This window comes from Pseudomonas sp. NPDC090592, from assembly GCF_044769185.1.
GTDB lineage: Bacteria > Pseudomonadota > Gammaproteobacteria > Pseudomonadales > Pseudomonadaceae > Aquipseudomonas.
This window is the reverse complement of sequence record NZ_JBIVXJ010000010.1, coordinates 45,279-67,081: the sequence shown is the minus strand read 5'-3', so window position 1 is coordinate 67,081 and position 21,803 is coordinate 45,279. Positions and strand designations below refer to the sequence as shown.

Below are 21,803 nucleotides of genomic sequence, written 5' to 3'. Positions count from 1 at the left end.
AGGGCATACTGTGGCTCTGTTCACGGCGCTTTCAGGATCTGCCCCATGCAATTGGACCGTGCCACTGGCTGGTTCCACGGAATCGGAATCACCCACTGCCCCTCGCCGAATTTCAATGCCCGCCCCGACGGCGAATCGATTTCCCTGCTGGTGATCCACAACATCAGCCTGCCGCCAGCCTGTTTCGGCACCGGCAAGGTGCAGCAATTCTTCCAGAACCGCCTGGACCCCGACGAACACCCTTACTTCGCCAGCATCAACCACCTGACCGTATCGGCACACATTTTTGTCGAACGTGACGGGGCGGTGACCCAGTTTGTGTCGCTGCTCGACCGCGCCTGGCACGCGGGTGTGTCATGTTTCGACGGGCGCGAAGGCTGCAATGATTTCTCCATCGGTATCGAGCTGGAAGGTACTGACGACCTGGCCTATACCGATGCCCAGTACGCCGTGCTGGAGCAACTCACCCAACACATTCGCAGTGCCTGGCCTGCCATCGACCTGGGTCGTATCCAGGGCCACAGCGACATTGCCCCGCAACGCAAGACCGACCCCGGCCCGTCCTTCGATTGGCCGCGTTACCGCGAAGCGTTGCTGCATAAGGAGGACAAGGCATGAGTTTTCTGGTGTTGCTGCTGGCGCTGTGGGTCGAGAAGTTTTCGGCCCTGCGTCATCAGGTGCAGCGTGACGGGTTTTTCCTTGGCGAGTTGGTGCGGCTGGAACGCAGCGGCAAGGTTCACCCCGGGTGGACGCTGGCCATCCTGGTGCTGGCACCGGTAGCGCTGCTGGTATTGCTGCTGCATGTACTGGAGCCGGTAGCGTATGGGCTGTTGGCCTTGCCGGTACACCTGTTGGTGCTGGTCTATAGCCTGGGCCGTGGCGATGCCAAGGCTTCGCTTGGGCCGTTCCGCGATGCCTGGCGGCGTGGTGATGACCAGGCGGCGCTGCATGTTGCGGAGCGTGACCTGGGCCTGGCGGCCGACGAGCCACACAGCCTGTTGGTGCGCGTGCAGGGCAACCTGCTGTGGCAGGTGTACCAGGGCTTTTTCGCGGTGATCTTCTGGTACTTCGTGCTGGGCCCGGGAGCAGCGCTGGCTTACCGCCTGCTGGCGCTGTGCGGCGAGCACAGCCAGCAGCCGGCATTGAAGGCACGTGCCGAACAGCTGCGGCATATCATGGATTGGTTGCCGGTTCGTTTGCTGGCGTTGAGCTTTGCTTTGGTTGGCAACTTCCTCGCGGTTACCCGGGTGATGCTGCATGAGGTGCTCAACTGGCACATCAGCGCTGCGCACCTGGTGGCCAGGGTAGGGCGCATTGCCGACGATATTCCCGAGGAAGAAGACAGCCAGCGCGGGCTGGGGCGGCTGGACAGTCTGTGGGAACTGCTGCTGCGCTGTGCGGTGCTGTGGTATGCCGGGTTTGCGCTGTGGACGGTGCTGGTCTGAAACCATTCATTGGCCTCTTCGCGGGCAAGCCCGCTCCCACAGTACGGCGTAGTTTCCAGAGCTGGCGCGGACCCTGTGGGAGCGGGCTTGCCCGCGAAGAGGCCACCACAGGCAACAAGACATCTACCAGCCAAACAACTCGCAAGCATTTCGGCTACTGGCCTCTGCCAGCTCTCCGACATCAATCCCCATCACTTCGGCCAGCGCGCCGGCAATCTCCGGCAGATGCTCCGGGCTGTTCCGAACCCCCGGGTACATCACCGGCGCCATATCCGGCGCATCGGTCTCCAACACCACACTCTCCAACGGCAACCGCGCCAAGGTCCTGCGTAGCCGCAGCGCCTGCGGCCAGGTTGCGGCACCGCCAAGCCCGAGCTTGAAGCCCAGCTTGATGTATTCGCGCGCCTCTTCGTAACTGCCGGCAAAGGCATGGATCACCCCCGCCCGCGCCGGCTTGTAGCGCTTGAGTGTGGCGATCACCTGGGCATGGCTGCGGCGCACGTGCAGCAGGGCGGGCAGCGTGAAGTCGCAGGCCATTTGCAGTTGCGCTTCAAACAGCTCCTGTTGGCGGGCTTTGTCCAGGTCTTCAAGGTAGTAGTCCAGGCCAAACTCACCCACTGCACAAAGCCTTGGGTCGCCGTGCAGGCGCTCCAGCCATTCGCGCAATTGCACCAGGTGCTCCGGGCGGTGCTGGTCGAGGTAGACCGGGTGCAGGCCGAGCGCCGCGAACAGGCGCTGATCGGTGCTGGCCAGGTCCAGCACCCGCTGGAAGTTCGCCTGATACACCCCCAGCACCACCATCCGTTCCACGCCACGCGCCGCCGCGTTGGCCAGCAGGCGCGGGCGGTCGGCGTCGAAGTCGGGAAAGTCCAGGTGGGTGTGGGTGTCGATCAGGCGCATGTTCAGGCCGCTGTGATGCGCTGCTTGAAGGTGCGGCCGACGGCATGCACACCAGGTTCGTAGCGCTTCTCCTCGATGGCCGCCAGCGCCAGTTCGAGCGCTGTGGCCGCAATCAGACCGTGTTGCTGGGCCATGGCATTGACCGGCAGCGGCAGGAAATCGAGCAACTGGTTATCGCCAAAGGTACCCAGTTGCAGTTGGCGAGAATCGGCAGGGCGTGCCTGCAAGGTGTCGAACACGCCTTGCAGCAGCACGTACGAGGTGGTCACCAACGCATCTGGTAGGCCGCCCAGATCATCGATCAGCTGCTGCATCAGGCGCTGGCCGCATTCACGGCTGAACGCTTCGCCCTGGTAGCGCCGCACTTCACCGGCATAACCTTGCAGTGCTTCTTCGAACCCGCCGGCACGCGCCTGGCTTACGGACAGCTCAGGGCGCGCGCCGATCAGGGCAATACTGCGTGGGGCGGCGCTGAGCAGGCTGGCGGCCAGTTGGCGGCTGGCGTCGCGGTCATCGCTGATCACCGAGCAGAAGTGCGCAGGGTCCAGACGGCGGTCAATGGCGATCACCGGCAGGCCTTTGTCCTGAAGGTCGCGGTAGCTGTGGTCTTCTGGCGGCAGGCAGCTGGCGACAAACAGCGCGTCGCAACGGCGCGCGCGGAACAGTTGCTGCAACTGGCGCTCGCTGTCGGGCTGGTCGTCGCTGCTGGCGATCAGCAGCTGGTAACCACGGGCGCGCGCACCTTGCTCCAGCTGCTTGGCAATACGGGCGTAGCTGGGGTTCTCCAGATCCGGGAGAATGAAGCCCAGGGTGCGGGTGTGCCGGCTGCGCAGGCCGGCAGCCTGCGGGTTGGGAGTGAAGCCGTGGGCCTCGACCACCGCACGCACGCGCTCGACGGTGGTATTGCTGATGCGCTGCTGTTCAGCCTTGCCGTTGATGACGTAGCTGGCTGTGGTCACGGACACACCGGCCAGACGGGCGATATCGCTGAGTTTCACCGAATTTTCCTTGTTATTTCCGGGGCTGGCTGTAAGGCCGGACCGGGTAGTTTGACCCAGCGCAGGCATCACGCGCAGACGACCATTGTCGCAATTGTCCGACAGGATGGGGCTTTTTACCGGGCAGATTATCGAGTAACGTGGCCGTCTGGTCAGATTAATCGTTTCAGCTGCCGAATTTTCTGAAGCAGCTCTAAGTTGCAAGCTGCAAGCTACAAGAAGAAGCGGCCTGCGCACGGGCTCGCTTTTTCTTGCAGCTTGCAGCTTGCAGCTTAGAGCTCGTAACTGGCCATTCCCTTGAATTTCACAACAATACTCCAGTACCCGACCGGGAACTGCAAAAGGAGAAGGTCATGCTCGAGCTCGCCAAGGAGCAGATAGCCATGGGCCAGGTGGCCGCCGACAAAGCCGAGGCATTGCGCCTGCTGGCCGAGCGGCTGGTTGCCGATGGCCTGGTCGCCGCCGGGTACCTGCAAGGGCTGCAGGCCCGCGAGGCCCAGGGCTCGACGTTCCTCGGCCAGGGCATCGCCATTCCCCATGGCACGCCGCAGACCCGTGACCTGGTGTATGCCACCGGCGTGCGCCTGTTGCAGTTCCCCGAGGGCGTGGACTGGGGTGATGGGCAAAGGGTCTACCTGGCCATCGGCATTGCCGCACGCTCCGATGAACACTTGCGCCTGCTGCAACTGCTGACCCGCGCCCTGGGTGAGACCGACCTGGCCGAAGCATTGCGCCGGGCCGGTTCTGCCGACGCGCTGCTCAAGCTGCTGCAAGGTGCGCCTCGGGAACTGGCACTGGATGCGCAACTGGTCGGCCTGAACCTGCCCGCTGAAGATTTTGACGAACTGGCCTGGCGTGGTGCCCGCCTGCTGCAGCGTGCCGACTGTGTCGACAGCGGCTTTGCCGCCGTGCTGCAACAGGCTGAGCCGCTGCCACTGGGCGAGGGCCTGTGGTGGCTGCACAGCGAGCGTCAGGTGCGACAACCAGGCCTGGCGTTTATCACCCCGCAGCAGCCACTGCGTTACCGCGGCCAACCGCTTAACGGCCTGTTCTGCCTGGCCAGCCTGGGTGCCGCTCACCAGGCCCTGCTCGAGCGCCTGTGCGAAGTGCTGATCGAAGGCCGTGGGCAGATGCTCTACCAGGCCACCAGCAGCCGTGCGGTGCTCGAAGTCCTGGGGGGCGAGGCACCAGCGGACTGGCCCGGCGCGCGCGTCGTGCTGGCCAACCCGCATGGCCTGCATGCCCGCCCGGCCAAGGTGCTGGCGCAACTGGCCAAAGGCTTCGAGGGGGAAATCCGCGTTCGTCTGGTCGACAGCGCGCAGCCGGCGGTGTCGGTGAAGAGCCTGAGCAAGCTGCTCAGCCTTGGTGCCCGCCGTGGCCAGACGCTGGAGCTGGTGGCCGAGCCGGGCATCGCCGCCGAAGCTTTACCGGTACTGGTGGCCGCCATTGAGCAAGGCCTGGGTGAAGAGGTGGAGCCGCTGGCGCAACCTGTGGCAGCCGTTGCCAGTGCCGCGCCCGAGGTGCTGCAAGTGCCCGGGGCCGGTAGCCGCATTCAGGGCGTGGGTGCTGCCCCCGGCATTGCCAGCGGCCCGGCGCATGTGTGTGTCGAGCGTGACATCGATTACCCGCTACGTGGTGAATCCACTGCAGTGGAACGGCAAAAGCTGCGCCAGGCCATGGCGATGGTAGACAGCGACCTGCAGGCGTTGGTGAAGCGAAGCGACAAGGCCATCGGCGAGATCTTCGTCACCCACCAGGAAATGCTCGCCGACCCGGCCCTGACCGACGATGTCGAACAGCGCCTTGCCCAAGGCGAAAGCGCCGCGGCAGCCTGGATGGCGGTGATCGAAGCCGCAGCACGTCAGCAGGAGGCGTTGCACGATGCCTTGCTGGCCGAGCGCGCCGCCGACCTGCGCGACATCGGCCGCCGCGTGCTGGCGCAATTGTGTGGCGTGCAGGCTCAGGTTGAGCCCGAGCAACCGTACGTGCTGGTGATGACCGAAGTCGGCCCGTCCGATGTGGCCCGGCTGGACCCAGGCCGGGTTGCCGGTATCGTCACCGCCCAGGGCGGCGCCACCGCCCACAGTGCTATCGTTGCGCGCGCGTTGGGCATCCCGGCGGTGGTCGGCGCAGGTGCGTCGATACTGCTGCTGGAAAGCGGCACGCCGCTGTTGCTCGATGGCCAGCGCGGGGTGGTCAACGTGGCGCCGCCAGCGGATGAGCTGCAACGGGCGCTGGCCGAGCGCGACCTGCGCGAGCAAAGGCTGCAGGCTGCCTGGGCCAACCGCTTCGAGCCGGCGGTGACCCGCGACGGCCACGCTGTCGAGGTGTTCGCCAACATCGGTGACAGCAACGGCATTGCCAAGGTGGTGGAACAGGGCGCCGAAGGCGTGGGCCTGCTGCGCACCGAACTGATTTTCATGGCCCACCCCCAGGCCCCGGACGTAGCCACCCAGGAGGCCGAGTACCGCCGCGTGCTCGATGGCCTGGGCGGGCGGCCGCTGGTGGTGCGCACCCTTGATGTCGGCGGTGACAAGCCACTGCCATACTGGCCGATCGCCGCCGAGGAAAACCCCTTCCTGGGTGTGCGGGGCGTGCGCCTGACCCTGCAGCGCCCGCAGATCATGGAAGACCAGTTGCGCGCCTTGCTGCGCGCTGCCGACCAGCGCCCGCTACGCATCATGTTCCCGATGGTTGGCCAGGTGCACGAGTGGCGCGAGGCGCGGGCCATGGTCGAGCGCCTGCGGGCTGAAATACCGGTGGCCGACCTGCAACTGGGGATTATGGTCGAGGTACCTTCGGCCGCTTTGCTGGCCGCGCAACTGGCGCGTGAAGTGGACTTTTTCAGCATCGGCACCAACGACCTGACCCAGTACACCCTGGCCATCGACCGTGGCCACCCGAGCCTTAGCGCCCAGGCCGACGGCCTGCACCCGGCGGTGCTCAGCCTGATCGAGATGACCGTGCGTGCTGCCCATGCCCATGGCAAGTGGGTCGGTGTGTGCGGCGAGTTGGCGGCCGACCCTCAGGCGGTGCCGGTGCTGCTGGGCCTGGACGTGGATGAACTCAGCGTTTCTGCGCGCAGCATCGCCGAAGTCAAGGCTCTGGTTCGCCAGGCCGATCACCAGACGGCCCGCGCCCTGGCGCGCGAGGCCCTGCAACAAGACAGCGCCGCAGCGGTTCGCGCGCTGGTGGAGCGTTACTGAATGGCCAAGATCCTTACCCTCACCCTGAACCCGGCGCTGGACATCACCATCGGTCTTGGCACCTTGCGCCCTGGGCAGGTCAACCGCAGCCAGGCGCAACAGAGCCACGCGGCGGGCAAAGGGCTGAACGTTGCCCAGGTGCTGGCCGACCTGGGCCACAGCGTGACCGTTGGCGGCTTCCTCGGGCAGGACAACCTGCAGCCCTTCGAGGCACTGATCGGCTGGCGCGGCTTTGCCGACTGCTTTGTGCGCGTGCCCGGTGAGACCCGCAGCAACATCAAGCTGGTCGAGGCTGATGGCCGCGTCACCGACATCAACGGCCAGGGGCCGGAGGTCGACGAGGCGGCGCGCAGCGCCTTGCTGCGCCGGCTGGAACAGGTTGCCCCGGGCCACGATGCCGTGGTGGTGGCAGGTAGCCTGCCGCGCGGGATCAGTGCCGAGTGGTTCCGCCAGTTGCTTGAGCAACTGAAGGCCCAAGGCCTCAGGGTAGCCCTGGACAGCAGCGGCGAAGCCCTGCGTGCAGGCCTGCAAAGCGCGCCCTGGCTGGTCAAGCCCAATACCGAAGAGCTGGGCGAAGTACTTGGCCTGGCTGTGGATAACCCGGCGCAGCAGCGTGCTGCCGCCGAGCGCCTGCTGGCAAGCGGCGTAGAACACGTGGTGGTGTCTGCCGGTGAGCAAGGTGTCAGCTGGTTTGCCAGCGGCCTGGCGTTACACGCCCGCCCGCCCGCCGTGCGGGTCGCCAGCACGGTGGGCGCGGGGGACTCGTTGGTCGCTGGCATGGTGCATGGCCTGTTGCAGGGCGAGCCCCCTGCGCAGACGTTGGCCCGCGCCACCGCGATTGCCGCCCAGGCCGTCACCCAGGTTGGCTTCGGCATCCGTGACCGCCAGCAACTGGCGCGGCTGCAAGCCGCCGTGCAACTGACAGAACAACAAGAGGGTTGCCGATGAACATTGCCATTGTCACCGCCTGCCCCAACGGCCAGGTGTCGAGTGTGCTGAGTGCGCGGCTGTTGTCTGCCGCTGCCCAGCGGCGCGGCTGGAGCACCAGTGTAGAAGTGCAGGATGCCGAGCATCCCGAGCGGCAGCTGAGCGCCGCGCAGGTCGCCGAGGCCGACTGGGTGCTGGTGGTCAGCACCGGCCCGGTGGACCTGGGCCGCTTCGTCGGCAAGCGCGTGTACCAGAGCACGCCCTCGCAGGCCCTGGCTGATCGCGAAGGCTTCCTCGATGAAGCCGCCAGCAATGCCCGGTTGCTGGCAGATGTGCCGGCAAGCCCGGTAGTGGCTGACAGCGCCGGCGCACGCATCGTTGCCGTCACTGCCTGCCCGACTGGCGTAGCGCATACGTTCATGGCCGCAGAGGCCTTGCAGCAAGCCGCGCAGCAGTTGGGATACCAACTGACCGTCGAGACCCAAGGCTCGGTGGGCGCGCGCAACCCGTTGTCTGCCGAGGCTATCGCTGCCGCCGACGTGGTGCTGCTGGCCGCCGACATCGAGGTGCCCACTGCCCGATTTGCCGGTAAACGCATCTACCGTTGCGGCACCGGCATCGCCCTGAAGCAGGCGCGGGCCACGCTGGACAAGGCCCTGGCCGAAGGCAAGGTGCAAGGCAGTACCGACGCCGCAGCGCCAGCCACGCCAGCCAAGGGCGAGAAGACCGGGGTGTACAAGCACCTGCTTACCGGCGTGTCGTTCATGCTGCCGATGGTGGTGGCTGGCGGCCTGCTGATTGCCCTGTCATTCGTGTTCGGCATCGAAGCCTACAAAGAGCCCGGCAGCTTGCCGGCGGCGCTGATGCAGATTGGTGGCGAGGCTGCGTTCAAGCTGATGGTGCCGCTGCTGGCGGGCTATATCGCCTGGTCCATTGCCGACCGCCCGGGGCTTGCGCCCGGCATGATCGGCGGCCTGCTGGCCAGTACCTTGGGCGCCGGTTTCATCGGTGGCATTGTCGCCGGCTTTCTGGCCGGTTACAGCGCCAAGGCCATTGCCCGCTGGGCGCGCTTGCCCACCAGCCTTGAAGCGCTCAAGCCGATCCTGATCATTCCGCTATTGGCCAGCCTGTTCACCGGGCTGGTGATGATCTACGTGGTTGGCCAACCGGTCGCGGCCATGCTCGAAGGCCTCACGCACTTCCTCGACAGCATGGGCACCACCAATGCCATCCTGCTGGGGCTGTTGCTGGGCGGGATGATGTGCGTCGACCTTGGCGGGCCGATCAACAAGGCTGCCTATGCCTTTTCGGTAGGGCTGCTGGCCTCGTCCAGCTACGCACCGATGGCGGCGACCATGGCTGCCGGCATGGTGCCGCCGATAGGCCTGGGCATCGCCACCTTCCTTGCCCGGCGCAAGTTTGCCCAGAGCGAGCGCGAGGCGGGCAAGGCGGCCTTGGCGCTGGGCTTGTGCTTCATTTCCGAAGGGGCGATCCCGTTTGCTGCCAAGGACCCGCTGCGGGTGATTCCGGCCAGTATTGCCGGTGGCGCGTTGACCGGGGCGTTGTCGATGTACTTCGGTTGCAAGCTGATGGCGCCGCATGGTGGGTTGTTTGTGCTGCTGATCCCCAATGCGATCAACCATGCACTGCTGTATTTGCTGGCGATCGTGGCGGGTAGCCTGCTGACGGCAGTGGTGTATGCGGTTATCAAGAAGAGCGAGCAGGTGGAGTTGGCGGTGGCGCCGGTGAAAGTGTAAAGATTTTCATAGGGGCTACAGGCCTCTTCGCGGGCGCGCCCGCTCCCACAGGGATCCTGCAAACCTCAAGTTCATGCGGTACCTGTGGGAGCGGGCGTGCCCGCGAAGAGGCCGGAACAGGTCAACGCCCGTGCTTTTGCCGCAACGGCACCAGCAGGTCACCCAGGCCGTTGTGGTCGACCTCATGCATCAACGCCAGCAACCCACCCAGTTCTCCCGCCGGGAAACCCTTGCGCGCAAACCACGCCAGGTAGTCCCCCGGCAAGTCGGCAATGATGCGCCCCTGGTACTTGCCAAATGGCATGGTCCGGGTCACCAGCAGTTCGAGGGTTTCCGGTTTCATGTTCGGCGCACCTGGCAGTGGAAAAGTGCCGACCATACTGCAATCTGCACGAACGCCCAAGCGTGGATCATGCAGAACGCCCTCATATGCGGTCAGTCTTTTAAGTGTAAGTTATTGATTTAAATGATTTTATTTTTGATCCATCGCTTGGCACGAACTCTGCTCCATTACAGATGACTATCACCTGCCAAGGAGTTCGACCATGAGCAACCCCAACAAAGACGTGATTGATGTGCTCAACGACCTGATCGAGTACAGCAAGGATGGTGAGAAGGGCTTCAAGGCTTCCGCCGATGATGTGAAGGACCCCGAGCTGAAAGCGTTCTTCGTCCAGCGTGCCGGTGAGTGCGCCAACGCCGCTGGCGAGCTGCAAAGCGAAGTGCGCCGACTGGGCGGCGACCCGGAAACTTCCACCAGCATCAGCGGCGACCTGCACCGTGGCTGGGTCAACCTCAAGTCGATGGTCACTGGCAAGGATGAAGAAGCGGTGCTCAACGAAGTGGAGCGGGGTGAGGACCACGCCCTGAAGGCTTACAAAGAGGCTCGCGAAAAACTGGTCAAGCTGGGCCGCACTGCCAGCGACATGACCTACAGCCTGGTGGAAAAACAGCTGCAAGGCGTGCAGCGCAACCATGACCAGGTCAAGGCCCTGCGCAACGCCGCCCGCGCTCGCTCCTAAGCGTCAGGCCCCTCTACCCGGTTGCGGCCCTTGGCCTTGGCCCGGTAGAGCGCTTCGTCCGCGGCACCCAGCACCCCGGTCAGGTCGTGCTGGGTGCCAGACAGGCCGATACCGATGCTCACCGTCACCGCGTGGGCATCATCGGCAAAGGGTGCCAACGCTTCGACACTGGCACGGATGCGCTCGGCCAGCAGCCGTGCGCCAGCCAGGTCGGTTTCCGGCAGCACTATCTGGAACTCCTCCCCACCGTAACGCGCAGCCAGGTCGGCCGGCCGGCGGATGCACGCCTCGATGGCCTTGGCCACTTCGCGCAGGGCATGGTCGCCACCGGCATGGCCATGGCGCTGGTTGAACGCCTTGAAATGGTCCACATCCACCATCAGCACCGCCAGCGGCTTGCGATTGCGCTGCGCACGTGCCCACTCCTGGCGCAGCACCTGGTCCAGGCGGCGGCGGTTGGCCAGGCCGGTCAGGCTGTCGGTGGCGGCCAAGGTAGCCAGGCCTAGCTCGGCCTCCTGGCGGCGGCGCAGTTCGCGGCCCAGTAGCAGGGTCAGCCAGAGAATGCCCACGCACAGTACACCGGTGGCCACGCTGACCAGGATCGCGGTGCGCCGCCACGACTGGAACACTTCGTCGGCCGAATGCACCACCAGTACGATCAATGGCAGCTGCGCGACCCGGGCGAAGGTGTACATGCGCGGGCTGCCGTCGGTGCCGGAGCGGGCGATGAAGTTGCCGCTTTGCTCATTGAGGATGCGCTGGAAGTTGGGCCGCTCGGCATAGTTGGTGCCGATCAGCGGATCTTGCGGGCGCGAGGGTTGGCGGGCGAGCAATTGGCCGTCGGTATTGAACAGGTTAATACTGCTGTCGTCGCCTATGTCCAGGCGCTGGAACAGGTCGCTGAAGTACGACAGGCGCAGTGCCCCCGCCGCCAATCCGGCAAACTCGCCATCGGGCCCGGGGATGCGCCGGCTGAAGCTGATGCACCAGTCCAGGTCACCCAGCCTGGCCTTGAACGGCGGGCCCACCAGCAAGCCAAGGTTGGCATTGCGCTGATGGGCCTTGAACACCCCGGTATCGCCGAAGTTGGCCTTGCGCGGCACGTTGCTGGTGGAGTCGCCTACCACATTGCCTTGCTTGTCCAGCCACAGCACATCACCGCGCTTGCGGTCGACAAAGGCCTCGTTGAACAGCAGGCGCTGGCGCAAGGGGCCGGGTATTTCCGGCAGTTCCTTGCGCCCGACGGCCCAGATCAGGCCCTGCAACGACTGGTCGTACAGTTCGGCGTTACGCAGGATGTCGCTTTCGATCAGCTGGACGATGTTGTTGGACGAGCGAATGGCCGACTGCTCCACGCTGTCGCGCTCACGCGCCAGCAGGTAGCTGACGATGGCTACGATGGCGAGCACGGCAAGGCAACTGCCCAGATTGAGGGTCAGCTCGGGGTGCGACCTGAGGAATGCGAAACGCGGTAATCGGGTGGGCATGCTCGCTACTGCGTGGGCAGGGCCATTCGCGGCGGCGACATTCTAGGGAAGCGGGGATTGTCGGACAAGATTTGTCCGACGGAATCACGTATAGCTATCTTTCGGCTTCACGCCGAACCCTGTGGGAGCGGGCTTGCCCGCGAAGCAAGCGCCGCGGTGTATGGCACCGGCTTCGCCGGTGTTCGCGGGCACGCCCGCTCCCACAGGGGTTTACGTGTGCTGCCTACAAACGAAGGTCAGAACACGTTCAGCGGATAATCCACGATCACCCGCACTTCATCGTTGTCGCTGTTGCTGTCGATCGATGCATAACCCTGGCTGCCACGGTGGGTGGCATAGCGCACCAGTACCGACAGGTCTTTCAGGTCACCCTCCTGGAACACGTACTTCACGTCCAGGTCGCGCTCCCAGTGCATGGCGTTCTTGCCATCGGCACGGTAGTAATCGTAGTGGTCAGTGTTCTGCGTAGCCTTGGTCAGGTCGGCTTCACCGCGCGAGTACGACAGCGAGGTGGTCAGGCCAGGCACGCCGACGCCGGCGAAGTCATAGTCGTACTGCAGCTTCCACGAACGCTCGTTTGGCGCATTGAAGTCCGAGTACATGCGCGAGTTGTCCAGGTACACGCTGTCGCCCAGGTTGATGTAGTCGAACGGCGTGTTGCCGTTGACCCGCTGGTAGGCGGCGGTGACGCTGTGGTAACCGGCGTTGACGGTAAAGTGCACGCTGTAGGTGTTGTTGTCGATCTTGCCCAGCAGGGCCTGGCCGGTGTCCTGGGTGTGGTAGAAGTGCACGCCCGGGTTCAGGCTGACCAGGTCGTTGACCACGTAGGTGTAGTCGAAGTCAGCGTAGTACTGGTTCCAGATGTCCTTCAGCTCGGCGGCGTACAGGTTGGCGGTGATGTTCTCGGTACCGCTCCACGAAGCGCCGGCCCAGTTCAGGTGCTTGCTCTTGTCGTGCTCGTTCAGCGAGCCGTAGTAGGTATCGATACGGCGGTGGCCGCTTTGGTTGTACGGGTGGGTGAAGCTCACCTGGCCGCCTTCGAGCAGCAGGCCGTCGATGCTGGTGTTGGTCAGGCTCACACCGCGGAAGGTCTGCGGCAGCATGCGCGTTTCGCCGCCAGCGATCACCGGGTTGGTAAGGAACAGGTCACCGGCTTTCAGCTCGGTGTCGAAGGCCTTCAGCTTGACCGCGGCGCCCGCCGTGGAGAACGAGTGCGGCGCAGCGCCCAGTTCGTCGTTGTCCTTGATGTGCTCGGGCAGGATGCTGGTGCCGGCATGGCCGCCACCGCCATCGAGCTTCAAGCCCAACATGGCATGGGCATCCAGGCCAAAGCCGACTACGCCCGGGGTGTAACCGGATTCGAAGCGCGCAACCGCGCCTTGGCCCCACTCGCGGGTGTCACGCACGCCGGCATTGTGGTTGTCGCGGTTGAAGTAGGCATTACGAAAATGCAGGTTGAAGGACGACCCTTCGATAAAGCCATCAGCCTTGTCTTCATCTGCCTGTGCGGCGAAAGGGATCGTTGCAGTCAACGCAATGAACAGCGGGGTAAAACGAAACGCGGAAGGCACCGGTACTAGCTCCTTTGGTATGACGGTGGGGCAGTTGTTATTTTTGAATGTGCGTCTTTCTTATAGGTGAACGTTACAGCCGGGCTGATAGTTACAGCACATAAAAAAAGCCGCTGATCGGCAGCGGCTTTAAAAGGCTAACATATCGGCACCGGTGGTGCCCATGGCGTAGCCAAGGGAAATCGGGAGCAGCGACAGCGCTTTATCAGCTGTCGGCGTTGGCATCGACAGCAGCCTTGGAGGCTGTCTGTTTGGCGTCTTTTGCAGCGTCAGCCTTGTTTGCGGCTACAACGTCGCGGGCCTCTTGATGAACGGCGGCGAGCTCTGCATTACGGGTGACGAAAGCGCTGGATTCTTCGGCCATGGCCAGGGGCGACAACAACAGGGAAGACAGAACGAAGACGCTGGCAATACCCATACTGTTGGACATTTGAAACTACCTTCTTGCGGTGCAAGTGCTAATGAGGACGGGGGTAAAGTTAGTCCTTTCGATGCACCGGAAACAGAGCGAAGTGCGATAAGCACTGTTGCGCAAAAGGTAACTATCCATGAGAAAGCAATAGTACTTTTGGCGCAAAGCACCGCGTTAGACGCGGTCCTTGTGGGGAGGAACTGTCTTGTTCAAAATCTGAAAGCTTGCGCAATCTCTGTGGGAGCGGGCAAGCCCGCGAACACCGGCAGCGCCGGTGCCATCCACCGCGTCGCCTGTTTCGCGGGCATGCCCGCTCCCACAGGGACCGCGACCTCCTGTCAGGCATGGGTGGGTAGCTTGATACCGAAGGTATTCGCCCCCGCCCCACTGCGCACGAACACCTCCCCCCCATGCATCAGCGCAATCGCCTTGACGATGGCCAACCCCAACCCATGGTTGCCGCCACCGCTGTTGCTGCGTGCCGCATCCACCCGGTAGAAACGCTCGAACAGCAACGGCAGGTGCTCATCGTCAATCGCCGGCCCCGGGTTGCTCACGGCAATGCTCACCTGCTCAGGCCCGGCATCGATCTGCACCTGGATCACCTGATGCGGGGCCGTATGCTGCACGGCGTTGTTCAGCAGGTTGATCAACGCCCGGCGCAGTTGGGCCTTTTCGATAGGCGCCTGGGCATCGCCGGTCACGCTCACGCTGACCTGCGCGTCTTCGAGGATATAGTCGAGGTAATCGAGGGTGGTCGCCACTTCCTCGGCCAGCGAGGCCTGAGCCAGGGCAGTGGCCTTGCTGCCCTGGTCGGCACTGGCCAGGAACAGCATGTCGTTGATGATGCTGCGCAGGCGCTCCAGCTCTTCCAGGTTCGATTGCAGCACTTCGAAGTAATGCTCTGCACTGCGCCCGCGAGTAAGCGCTACCTGAGTCTGGCCGATCAGGTTGGTCAGCGGCGAGCGCAGTTCGTGGGCCACGTCGGCGTTGAACGCTTCCAGCCGCGAGTAGGCCTGGCTGACGCGATCCAGAGCGGCGTTGAAGGCACCGGCAAACTGCGCCAGTTCCGGGGGCAGGGCATGGGTTTGCAGGCGCCCGTCCAGGCGTGGCGGGGCCAGGGCCTGGGCCTCGTTGGACAGCGCCAGCAGCGGGCGCAAGCCAATACGCGCCACCCAGTAGCCCAGCACCGAGGCCAGCAGGACGCCGAGCACTGCCAGCCCGACAATCGCCACCAGCAGGCTGTGCTGGGCCTGCCAGAACGTTTCGGTGTCGATGCCGATCAGAAAGCGCAGCGGTGGCCGCTCGCCCAGCGCAGGCAGTTCGCTGACCAGCACTTTGTAAGGGTAGGGGCGGTCGGGCAGGCGCAGGTCGCGCATACCCTGCGGGCCTTCGGCGAAGGCACGTACAAGTTCGCCAGGGTGGCCATATTCGTAGGCAGGGTTGCTGCTGACTACCCAGAAGCGGATGCGTTTGTCTTCTTCGCCCAGCAGGTTGAGCTTGTTGTTGATCTTGGCCCAGTGATCGGGCGTGCCGAAGCGGTTGAGGGTGGATTCGAGCACGCTGAAACGCGCGTCCAGTTCGGCCTGCGGCAGCAGGTCGAGGCTGCGGTCGACCTGGCGGTACAGCGCCGAGCCTATCAATATGAATACGCCCAACGCCACCAGGATGAACAGTGCCGACAAGCGCAGGGCGATGGAATTACCCCGCACGGTTTTCCAGGACATAGCCCATGCCTCGGATGGTGTGCAGCAACTTGTTGTCGAAAGGCCCATCGAGCTTGGCGCGCAGGCGTTTGATCGCCACTTCGACGACGTTGGCATCGCTGTCGAAGTTGATGTCCCAGACCAGCTCGGCAATCGCCGTCTTCGACAGGATTTCACCCTGCCGTCGGGCCAACACACTCAGTAGCGAGAATTCTTTGGCGGTCAGGTCCAGGCGCTGGCCGGCGCGTGAGGCCTTGCGGGCCATCAGGTCGATCCACAGGTCTGCCACCTGCACTTGCAGCGGTTCATGGCTGCTGCTGCGCCGGGTCAGGGCTTGCAGGCGGGCGACCAGCTCAAGAAAAGAGAACGGCTTGCCCAGGTAGTCGTCGGCGCCCTCACGCAGGCCGCGGATGCGGTCTTCGACCCGCTCGCGAGCGGTCAGCATGATCACCGGCGTCTGCTTGCGCGCGCGCAAGGCGCGCAGCACGCCATAGCCGTCCAGGCCGGGCAACATCACATCCAGCACGATTACTGCGTAGTCGCCCTCCAGGGCCAGGTGCAGGCCGTCGATGCCGTCCCGCGCCAGGTCGACGGTAAAGCCCTGCTCGGTAAGGCCGCGATGAAGGTAATCGGCGGTTTTTTCTTCGTCTTCGATGATCAGCACACGCATGGTCTTGTCCTAGCTGGCACTTGGCGCTGCCGCAGGGGCAGCCTGGCGGCGGTGGAACAGGCGCTCCAGGGCCAAGTATATGACCGGGGTGGTGAACAGCGTCAGGGCCTGGCTCACCAGCAGGCCGCCCACCACCGCAATGCCCAGTGGCTGGCGCAACTCGGCACCGGTGCCGAAACCGAACATCAGCGGTACCGCGCCGAGCAAGGCGGCCAAGGTGGTCATGATGATCGGCCTGAAGCGCGTCAGGCATGCCTGGTGAATCGCCTGCTCCGGCGTCAGGCCATGATGGCGCTGGGCTTCAAGGGCGAAGTCGATCAGCAGGATGCCGTTCTTCTTGACGATACCGATCAGCAGCACCACCCCGATCAGCCCCATGATGCTGAAGTCCTGGCCCATGGCCCATAGCAGGATCAACGCGCCCAGGCCGGCCGAGGGCAGGGTGGAGATGATCGTCAGCGGGTGGACGAAGCTCTCGTACAGCACGCCAAGAATGATGTACACCGCCACCAGCGCCGCCAAAATCAGCCAAGGCTGGCTCGACAACGAACTCTGGAACGCTTGGGCCGCACCCTGGAAGTTGCCGCTGATGGAGTCGGGCATGCCCAGCTCGCGCTGGGTGCGGTCGAGGATGCTCACGGCATCGCCCAGGGCCACGCCAGGGGCCAGGTTGAACGACAGGTTGGCCGCCGGGAACAGGCCATCGTGGCTGATCGACAACGGCCCGGTGCTGGGCGGGGCCACGTGGGCCACGGCCGACAGCGGCACCATTTCGTTGCTCAGCGGCGAGCGCAGGTAGAAGTAGTTCAGGCTCTCGGCCTTGCCGCGTTGGCGGGCATCCAGTTCAAGGATCACCTTGTACTGGTTGGTGTCGGTCTGGAACTCGCTGATCTGCCGCTGGCCGAAGGCATCGTACAGGGCCTGATCGACGTCGGTGGTGGTCAGGCCGAAACGCGCTGCGGCCTGGCGGTCGATGTCGATGCGGGTGACGCTGGCACCCAGTTGCAGGTCGTTGGACAGGTCGCGGAACGCCGGGTTTTCCCGCAGGCGGTCGGTCAGGCGTTGGGTCCACAGGTTCAGTGCCTCGCCGTCGTTGCTCTTGAGCACGTACTGGTACTGGGTGCGGGACGGGCCGGAGCTGAGGTTGATGTCCTGGCCGGCGCGCATGTACAGGACAATGCCCGGTACCTGGGCCAGTTTGGGGCGCAGCCGGTCGATCAGCTCGCTGGCCGACACATCGCGTTCGCCGCGCGGCTTCAAGGCGATCCAGAAGCGGCCGTTGGCGATGGTCTGGTTGCTGCCGGTGACCCCTACCGAATGGGAGAACGCGCGTACTGCCGGGTCCGCCTCGATGATCTTCGCCAGCGCCTGGTGCTTCTCGATCATCGACGGGTACGACACGTCTGCTGCGGCTTCGCTTGTGCCCAGGATGAAACCGGTGTCCTGCAACGGGAAGAAGCCCTTGGGGATGGCCACGTAACCGGCCACCGCCAACGCCAGGGTCACGCCAAACACGCCAAGGGTCAGGCGCTGGTGGGCGAGGGCGCGGTTCAGGCCTTTTTCGTACCACTTGACCAGGCGCTCGCCAAAGCCGCCCTCGTGTTCACCGGGTGGCCGGCGCATGAACAGCGCGCAGAGGGTGGGTGCCAGGGTCAGCGAGACCACCACCGAAATCAGGATGGTGGAGGTGGCGGTCAGGGCGAACTCCTTGAACAGCCGGCCAACCACGCCGCCCATGAACAGCAGCGGGATGAACGCGGCAATCAGCGAGAAGCTGATCGACACCACGGTAAAGCCGATTTCCCCGGCGCCCTTTAGCGCCGCCGTGCGGCTATCGTCGCCGGCCTCCAGGTGGCGGTGGATGTTCTCCACCACGACGATGGCATCGTCCACCACGAAGCCCACGGAAATGACGATGGCCACCAGGGTCAGGTTGTTCAGGCTGAAGCCGAGGATGTACATCAGCGCGCAACTGGCGATCAGCGACACGCCGAGCACGCTGGACACCACCATGGTTGCCGACCACTGGCGCAGGAACAGCGCCATCACCCCGATCACCAGGGCCACGGCGATCATCAGGGTCAGTTCCACTTCGTGCAGCGAGGCGCGGATGGTCTGGGTACGGTCCTGCAGTACCGACACCTCGACCGAGGCCGGCAGCATTTCCTGCAGCTTGGGCAGGGCGGCCATGACCCGGTCCACGGTATCGACGATGTTGGCGCCGGGTTGGCGGAAGATCACCAGGTTCAGCCCCGGCTGGTCGCCGGACCAGGCCTTGACGTAGGCGTTTTCGGCACCGTTGATCACCTTGGCCACGTCTTTCAGGTGTACCGGTGCACCGTCCCGGTACGAGACGATCAGCTGGGCGTAGTCCTCGGGGTGGAACAGCTGGTCGTTGGCGGCGATGGTCGACACGCTGTGCTCACCGTACAGCGCGCCCTTGGCCAGGTTAAGGCTGGTCTGCTGGATGGCCTGGCGCAGGTCGGCCAGGGTCAGGCCGATGGCGGCGAGCTTCTCGGGTTGTGCCTGCACGCGGATCGCCGGGCGCAGTTGCCCGGTGATGTTGATCAGGCCCACCCCTTCGATCTGGCTCAGCTGCCGCGCCAGCAGGGTTTCGGCGTAATCGCTGAGGTCGTTGCCGGGCATCTGGTTGGAGCTGACGGTCATCACCAGCACCGGGCTGTCGGCCGGGTTGACCTTGCGCCAGGTCGGCGGGTTGGGCAGGTCTTGCGGCAGGCGGGCGGTGGCGGTGTTGATCGCCGCCTGCACTTCCTGGGCAGCGGTGTCGATATTCTTGTCCAGGGTGAACTGCAGGATCAGGGTGGTCGAGCCCAGCGCGCTGCTGCTGGTCATCTGGGTCATGCCGGGGATGGCGCTGAATTGCACCTCCAGCGGCGTGGCCACCGACGACGCCATGGTTTCCGGGCTGGCGCCGGGTAACTGGGCGGTCACCTGGATGGTCGGGAAGTCCGCCTCGGGCAGCGGCGCCACCGGCAGGCGCGGGAACGCGATGGCGCCCAGCAGCACCAGGGCGAAGGTCAGCAGCAGGGTGGCGATGGGGTGGTCGATGCACCAGGCCGAAACACCGTTGCGCGTGTTCATGGCTGGCTCCGGCGGTCGGCCATTTCCGATGGCGCGGGGGCATCAGGCGTGACCTCTACCCGTGAGCCCGGCTTGAGCCGCGACTGGCCGTCGAGCACCAGCCGCTCGCCCGCTTTGACCCCGGCAATGATGTTCAGCCCGCTGTCCTGGTACAGCACCTTGACCGGCACACTGCTGACCTTGTCGCCGTCCAGGCGGTAGACGAAGTGCCCGTCGACGCCGCGTTGTACCACCGGTGGCGGCACCACCAGGGCGTTTTCTTCCACGGCGGTGCGCAAGCGGATTGTGACCAGCTGGCCCGGCCACAGGTGGCCGTCCTTGTTGTCGAACTCGGCCTTGACCCGCACGGTGCCGGTGGTGGCGGAAATCTGGTTGTCGATCAGCGCCAGGTGGCCTTCGCCAAGCAGGCTGCGTTCGCCGTCGGCATCCATGTAGGCTTGCACCAGCGCCGGGCTGGATGCCTTCAACAGGCTTTGCAGGGTGGGCAGCATCTGCTGTGGCAGGGCGAACTCAACGGCAATCGGGTCGATCTGGGTAACGCTGAACAGGCCTTGGGTGTCGCTGGTGCGTACCAGGTTGCCCGGGTCGACATTACGGATACCCACGCGCCCGGTGACGGGCGAGCGGATCTGGGTATAGGAGAGTTGCACTTCGGCGTTGGCAATGGCGGCCTGGTTGCCTTTGACCGTGGCCTGCAACTGGTTGACCAGCGCCTGTTGCTGGTCGAGGGTTTGCTTCGATACGCCGTTATCGCTGCTGAGCAGGCGGTAGCGCTTGAGGTCGACGCCAGCCACCTGGATCTGTGCCTGGCTCTGGCCAAGCTGGGCGCGGGCCTGGTCGAGGCTGGCGCGGATGCTGCGGTCGTCGAGGGTGGCCAGCAGGTCGCCTTCCTTGACCCATTGGCCTTCCTTGACCAGCACCTGGGTGAGCACCCCTTCGACTTGTGGCCGCACCTCGACGCTGTGCAGCGACAGCACTGTGCCGATGGCACTGGCGTAGCGCGGCACATCTTGCTGGGCGACGCTGATCACCCGCACCGGCACGGCGGTTTGCGCGTGGGCGGCGGGGGCTGGCTGGCGCTGGGCGAACCAGCTGCCCGCTACCGCCAGGACGATGAGTGCCAGGGCGGCGAGGAGAGCGGAACGGGACGGACGTCGCATTGGTGCGGGCACCTTGGCCAAGGAAGGAGGGAAGGATGGTCAGTATTCAATCTTATAGCCCCGGAACCCGGTCGGCAGCGTGACCGCTGGCTGACAGCCGTGTCAGTTTCGCGACTTTTGAGTCATGCGCGGTTGTTTTTGTGGGAGATTGCCCAGCCCATTGGGCTGCGCTGTCGCGCAGAGAACTGATGCCGGGCGCACCGCGTACCCTGTGGGAGCGGGCGTGCCCGCGAAGAATCCAGCGCGGTGCATGGCACCGGCTGCGCCGGTGTTCGCGGGCTTGCCCGCTCCCACAGGGATTGTGCAACGCTCTGCAGTTTGGTGGTCTGGCTAGAAACCGATAAAGGCGTAGTACAGCGGAGCTTCGCTGGTCGTGCGCAAACCAAGCCCCTGCAATCTCGCGACCAGCGCTTCATCCTGCACATGCACGGTCCACTGCTCACTGTCATCTCCGGGTACCTGCGCCAGCGCAGTGGCAAACGCCCCCATGTCCGGCAGGTAAGCGGTAAACCCATTACCCTTGAGCGCACTGGTGGTCATGCCCAGCGCCTGGCACACCGCCACCTTGGCAGCAATGTCATCCCGGTCGGCCTGCCGTGAGGCTTGCACCAGCGCTTCCAGCTCCGCATCGACCAGTTGCGTGCCGTGGATCAGTTCCGGCCCCTGCTGCCACGCCTCTGGCGGGCAGTCCTTGCTCTCGGGGCGCAGCGGAATGTGTGGGTTGATTTCCACCGGATAGATGCGACAAACCAGCGGGCGTTCGTCGTAGATGGTGCAAAGGTCGGCGTCGTCGAGGTTACGGCAGCGTCCAGGGTTGAACGCAGCAAAGGTCACCGACACGCGAGCTTCGCCATCGCCGCAGTGCACCGGATGCGAGCGGCGCAGCACATGCTCACGCTGCTCCAGCGGCATGCCGGGGCCATCGGTGACGAAAGCTTCGATCAGCACGATCACCTGGCCGGCGTCAGCCGCCCAGCGTCGCGCCTCATCAAGGGTCAAGGGCACATGGTGCCCGGTGCAGCACTTGCCGCAGCCGGTACAGCCGAATCGCAAGCTGTCGGTCACTTGGCTTCCGGGCTCCACTCGCTGACAAAGGCACGCTGGTGCTGGCGGTCGTACAGGCACAACTCGGTGCCGGTGCGTTGCTGCATTTGCTTCTGTGGGTAGACGCCTTCGATCAGCAGGGCGCTCATGCCCACCTGGTCATCGAACTCGGCAGGCTTGCCACGGGCGTGGGCATCCTTGAACTGGCTGGCGGCCAGGCAGGCCTTGAGCATCTGCTTGCGCTGCTCGTTCCAGGCCTGGCTACTGGAGGCCTGGGCAATACCGCTGAAGAGGGCGCAGCTGATCAGGATGGAGCTGAAAAACTTCATACGCGGTTCCGGCAGTTTTCTCACGAGGGGGCGCGAATTATGCCCGGCTCACCCCCGGCGGCAAACC

General features: G+C 64.6%; 18 protein-coding genes. 6 read left to right on the top strand and 12 right to left on the bottom strand.

Annotated elements, in window-relative coordinates; all coding sequences use genetic code 11:
- Positions 1–45 precede the first annotated feature (45 nt).
- Together ampD and ampE are read left to right on the top strand one after the other, a co-directional pair.
- Complete coding sequence (gene ampD, locus ACIQUI_RS11150; RefSeq protein WP_403198214.1) at positions 46–618, top strand: 1,6-anhydro-N-acetylmuramyl-L-alanine amidase AmpD; 573 nt, start codon at positions 46–48, stop codon at positions 616–618.
- A complete protein-coding gene (gene ampE, locus ACIQUI_RS11145) occupies positions 615–1,445 on the top strand; it encodes a regulatory signaling modulator protein AmpE (RefSeq protein ID WP_403198212.1) in 831 nt (276 codons plus the stop codon). Before ampD ends, ampE begins: the two co-directional genes overlap by 4 nt.
- Positions 1,446–1,568: 123 nt before the next feature.
- Here the strand turns inward: ampE and ACIQUI_RS11140 are convergent, their stop codons facing one another.
- Entirely contained in the window at positions 1,569–2,345 is a 777-nt protein-coding gene (locus tag ACIQUI_RS11140) for a TatD family hydrolase (protein WP_403198209.1), read from the bottom strand.
- 2 nt (positions 2,346–2,347) lie between these two features.
- Positions 2,348–3,343, bottom strand: a complete 996-nt coding sequence (cra, locus tag ACIQUI_RS11135) for a catabolite repressor/activator (protein WP_403198206.1) — start codon at positions 3,341–3,343, stop codon at positions 2,348–2,350.
- Positions 3,344–3,696: 353 nt separating this feature from the next.
- Between cra and ptsP the strand changes: the two genes are divergently transcribed.
- Genes ptsP through ACIQUI_RS11120 form a run of 3 tightly spaced genes read left to right on the top strand, consistent with a single transcriptional unit; the run spans position 3,697 to position 9,233 of the window.
- Entirely contained in the window at positions 3,697–6,549 is a 2,853-nt protein-coding gene (gene ptsP / locus ACIQUI_RS11130; protein WP_403198202.1) for a phosphoenolpyruvate--protein phosphotransferase, read from the top strand.
- Entirely contained in the window at positions 6,550–7,497 is a 948-nt protein-coding gene (pfkB, locus tag ACIQUI_RS11125; protein WP_403198199.1) for a 1-phosphofructokinase, read from the top strand.
- Entirely contained in the window at positions 7,494–9,233 is a 1,740-nt protein-coding gene (locus ACIQUI_RS11120) for a PTS fructose-like transporter subunit IIB (RefSeq protein ID WP_403198196.1), read from the top strand. Before pfkB ends, ACIQUI_RS11120 begins: the two co-directional genes overlap by 4 nt.
- A 121-nt stretch (positions 9,234–9,354) precedes the next feature.
- Here ACIQUI_RS11120 and ACIQUI_RS11115 read toward each other — a convergent pair whose 3' ends face one another.
- Positions 9,355–9,576 carry a putative quorum-sensing-regulated virulence factor gene (locus ACIQUI_RS11115; protein WP_391124274.1) on the bottom strand — a complete coding sequence of 74 codons (222 nt, stop codon included), beginning with the start codon at positions 9,574–9,576 and terminating at the stop codon, positions 9,355–9,357.
- A gap of 202 nt (positions 9,577–9,778) precedes the next feature.
- Here ACIQUI_RS11115 and ACIQUI_RS11110 point away from each other — a divergent pair, with 202 nt between their 5' ends.
- On the top strand, positions 9,779–10,255 hold the full coding sequence (locus ACIQUI_RS11110; protein WP_403198194.1) for a PA2169 family four-helix-bundle protein: 477 nt from the start codon (positions 9,779–9,781) through the stop codon (positions 10,253–10,255).
- Here the strand turns inward: ACIQUI_RS11110 and ACIQUI_RS11105 are convergent.
- The 9 genes from ACIQUI_RS11105 to ACIQUI_RS11065 all read right to left on the bottom strand — a co-directional run bounded on the left by ACIQUI_RS11105 (position 10,252) and on the right by ACIQUI_RS11065 (position 21,736).
- Positions 10,252–11,742, bottom strand: coding sequence for a diguanylate cyclase domain-containing protein (locus ACIQUI_RS11105; RefSeq protein WP_403198191.1), 1,491 nt, complete (start codon positions 11,740–11,742; stop codon positions 10,252–10,254). The genes ACIQUI_RS11110 and ACIQUI_RS11105 overlap by 4 nt on opposite strands.
- A gap of 236 nt (positions 11,743–11,978) precedes the next feature.
- Positions 11,979–13,313: an OprD family porin gene (locus ACIQUI_RS11100; protein ID WP_403198188.1), complete on the bottom strand. Its 1,335-nt coding sequence runs from the start codon at positions 13,311–13,313 to the stop codon at positions 11,979–11,981.
- Between the two features lie 205 nt (positions 13,314–13,518).
- Positions 13,519–13,743: a hypothetical protein gene (locus ACIQUI_RS11095; RefSeq protein WP_391124305.1), complete on the bottom strand. Its 225-nt coding sequence runs from the start codon at positions 13,741–13,743 to the stop codon at positions 13,519–13,521.
- 320 nt (positions 13,744–14,063) lie between these two features.
- A complete protein-coding gene (locus ACIQUI_RS11090) occupies positions 14,064–15,452 on the bottom strand; it encodes a heavy metal sensor histidine kinase (RefSeq protein ID WP_403198186.1) in 1,389 nt (462 codons plus the stop codon).
- Positions 15,427–16,101 (bottom strand): heavy metal response regulator transcription factor, encoded by a 675-nt coding sequence (locus ACIQUI_RS11085; RefSeq protein ID WP_403198183.1) that lies wholly within the window; start codon positions 16,099–16,101, stop codon positions 15,427–15,429. The genes ACIQUI_RS11090 and ACIQUI_RS11085 overlap by 26 nt, the downstream gene beginning before the upstream one ends.
- 9 nt (positions 16,102–16,110) lie before the next feature.
- On the bottom strand, positions 16,111–19,203 hold the full coding sequence (locus ACIQUI_RS11080; protein ID WP_403198181.1) for a multidrug efflux RND transporter permease subunit: 3,093 nt from the start codon (positions 19,201–19,203) through the stop codon (positions 16,111–16,113).
- Positions 19,200–20,363: an efflux RND transporter periplasmic adaptor subunit gene (locus ACIQUI_RS11075; RefSeq protein ID WP_403198179.1), complete on the bottom strand. Its 1,164-nt coding sequence runs from the start codon at positions 20,361–20,363 to the stop codon at positions 19,200–19,202. Before ACIQUI_RS11075 ends, ACIQUI_RS11080 begins: the two co-directional genes overlap by 4 nt.
- Positions 20,364–20,693: 330 nt before the next feature.
- Positions 20,694–21,428 carry a YkgJ family cysteine cluster protein gene (locus tag ACIQUI_RS11070; RefSeq protein ID WP_403198176.1) on the bottom strand — a complete coding sequence of 245 codons (735 nt, stop codon included), beginning with the start codon at positions 21,426–21,428 and terminating at the stop codon, positions 20,694–20,696.
- Positions 21,425–21,736, bottom strand: a complete 312-nt coding sequence (locus ACIQUI_RS11065) for a hypothetical protein (protein WP_403198174.1) — start codon at positions 21,734–21,736, stop codon at positions 21,425–21,427. Before ACIQUI_RS11065 ends, ACIQUI_RS11070 begins: the two co-directional genes overlap by 4 nt.
- Between the last annotated feature and the right edge of the window lie 67 nt (positions 21,737–21,803).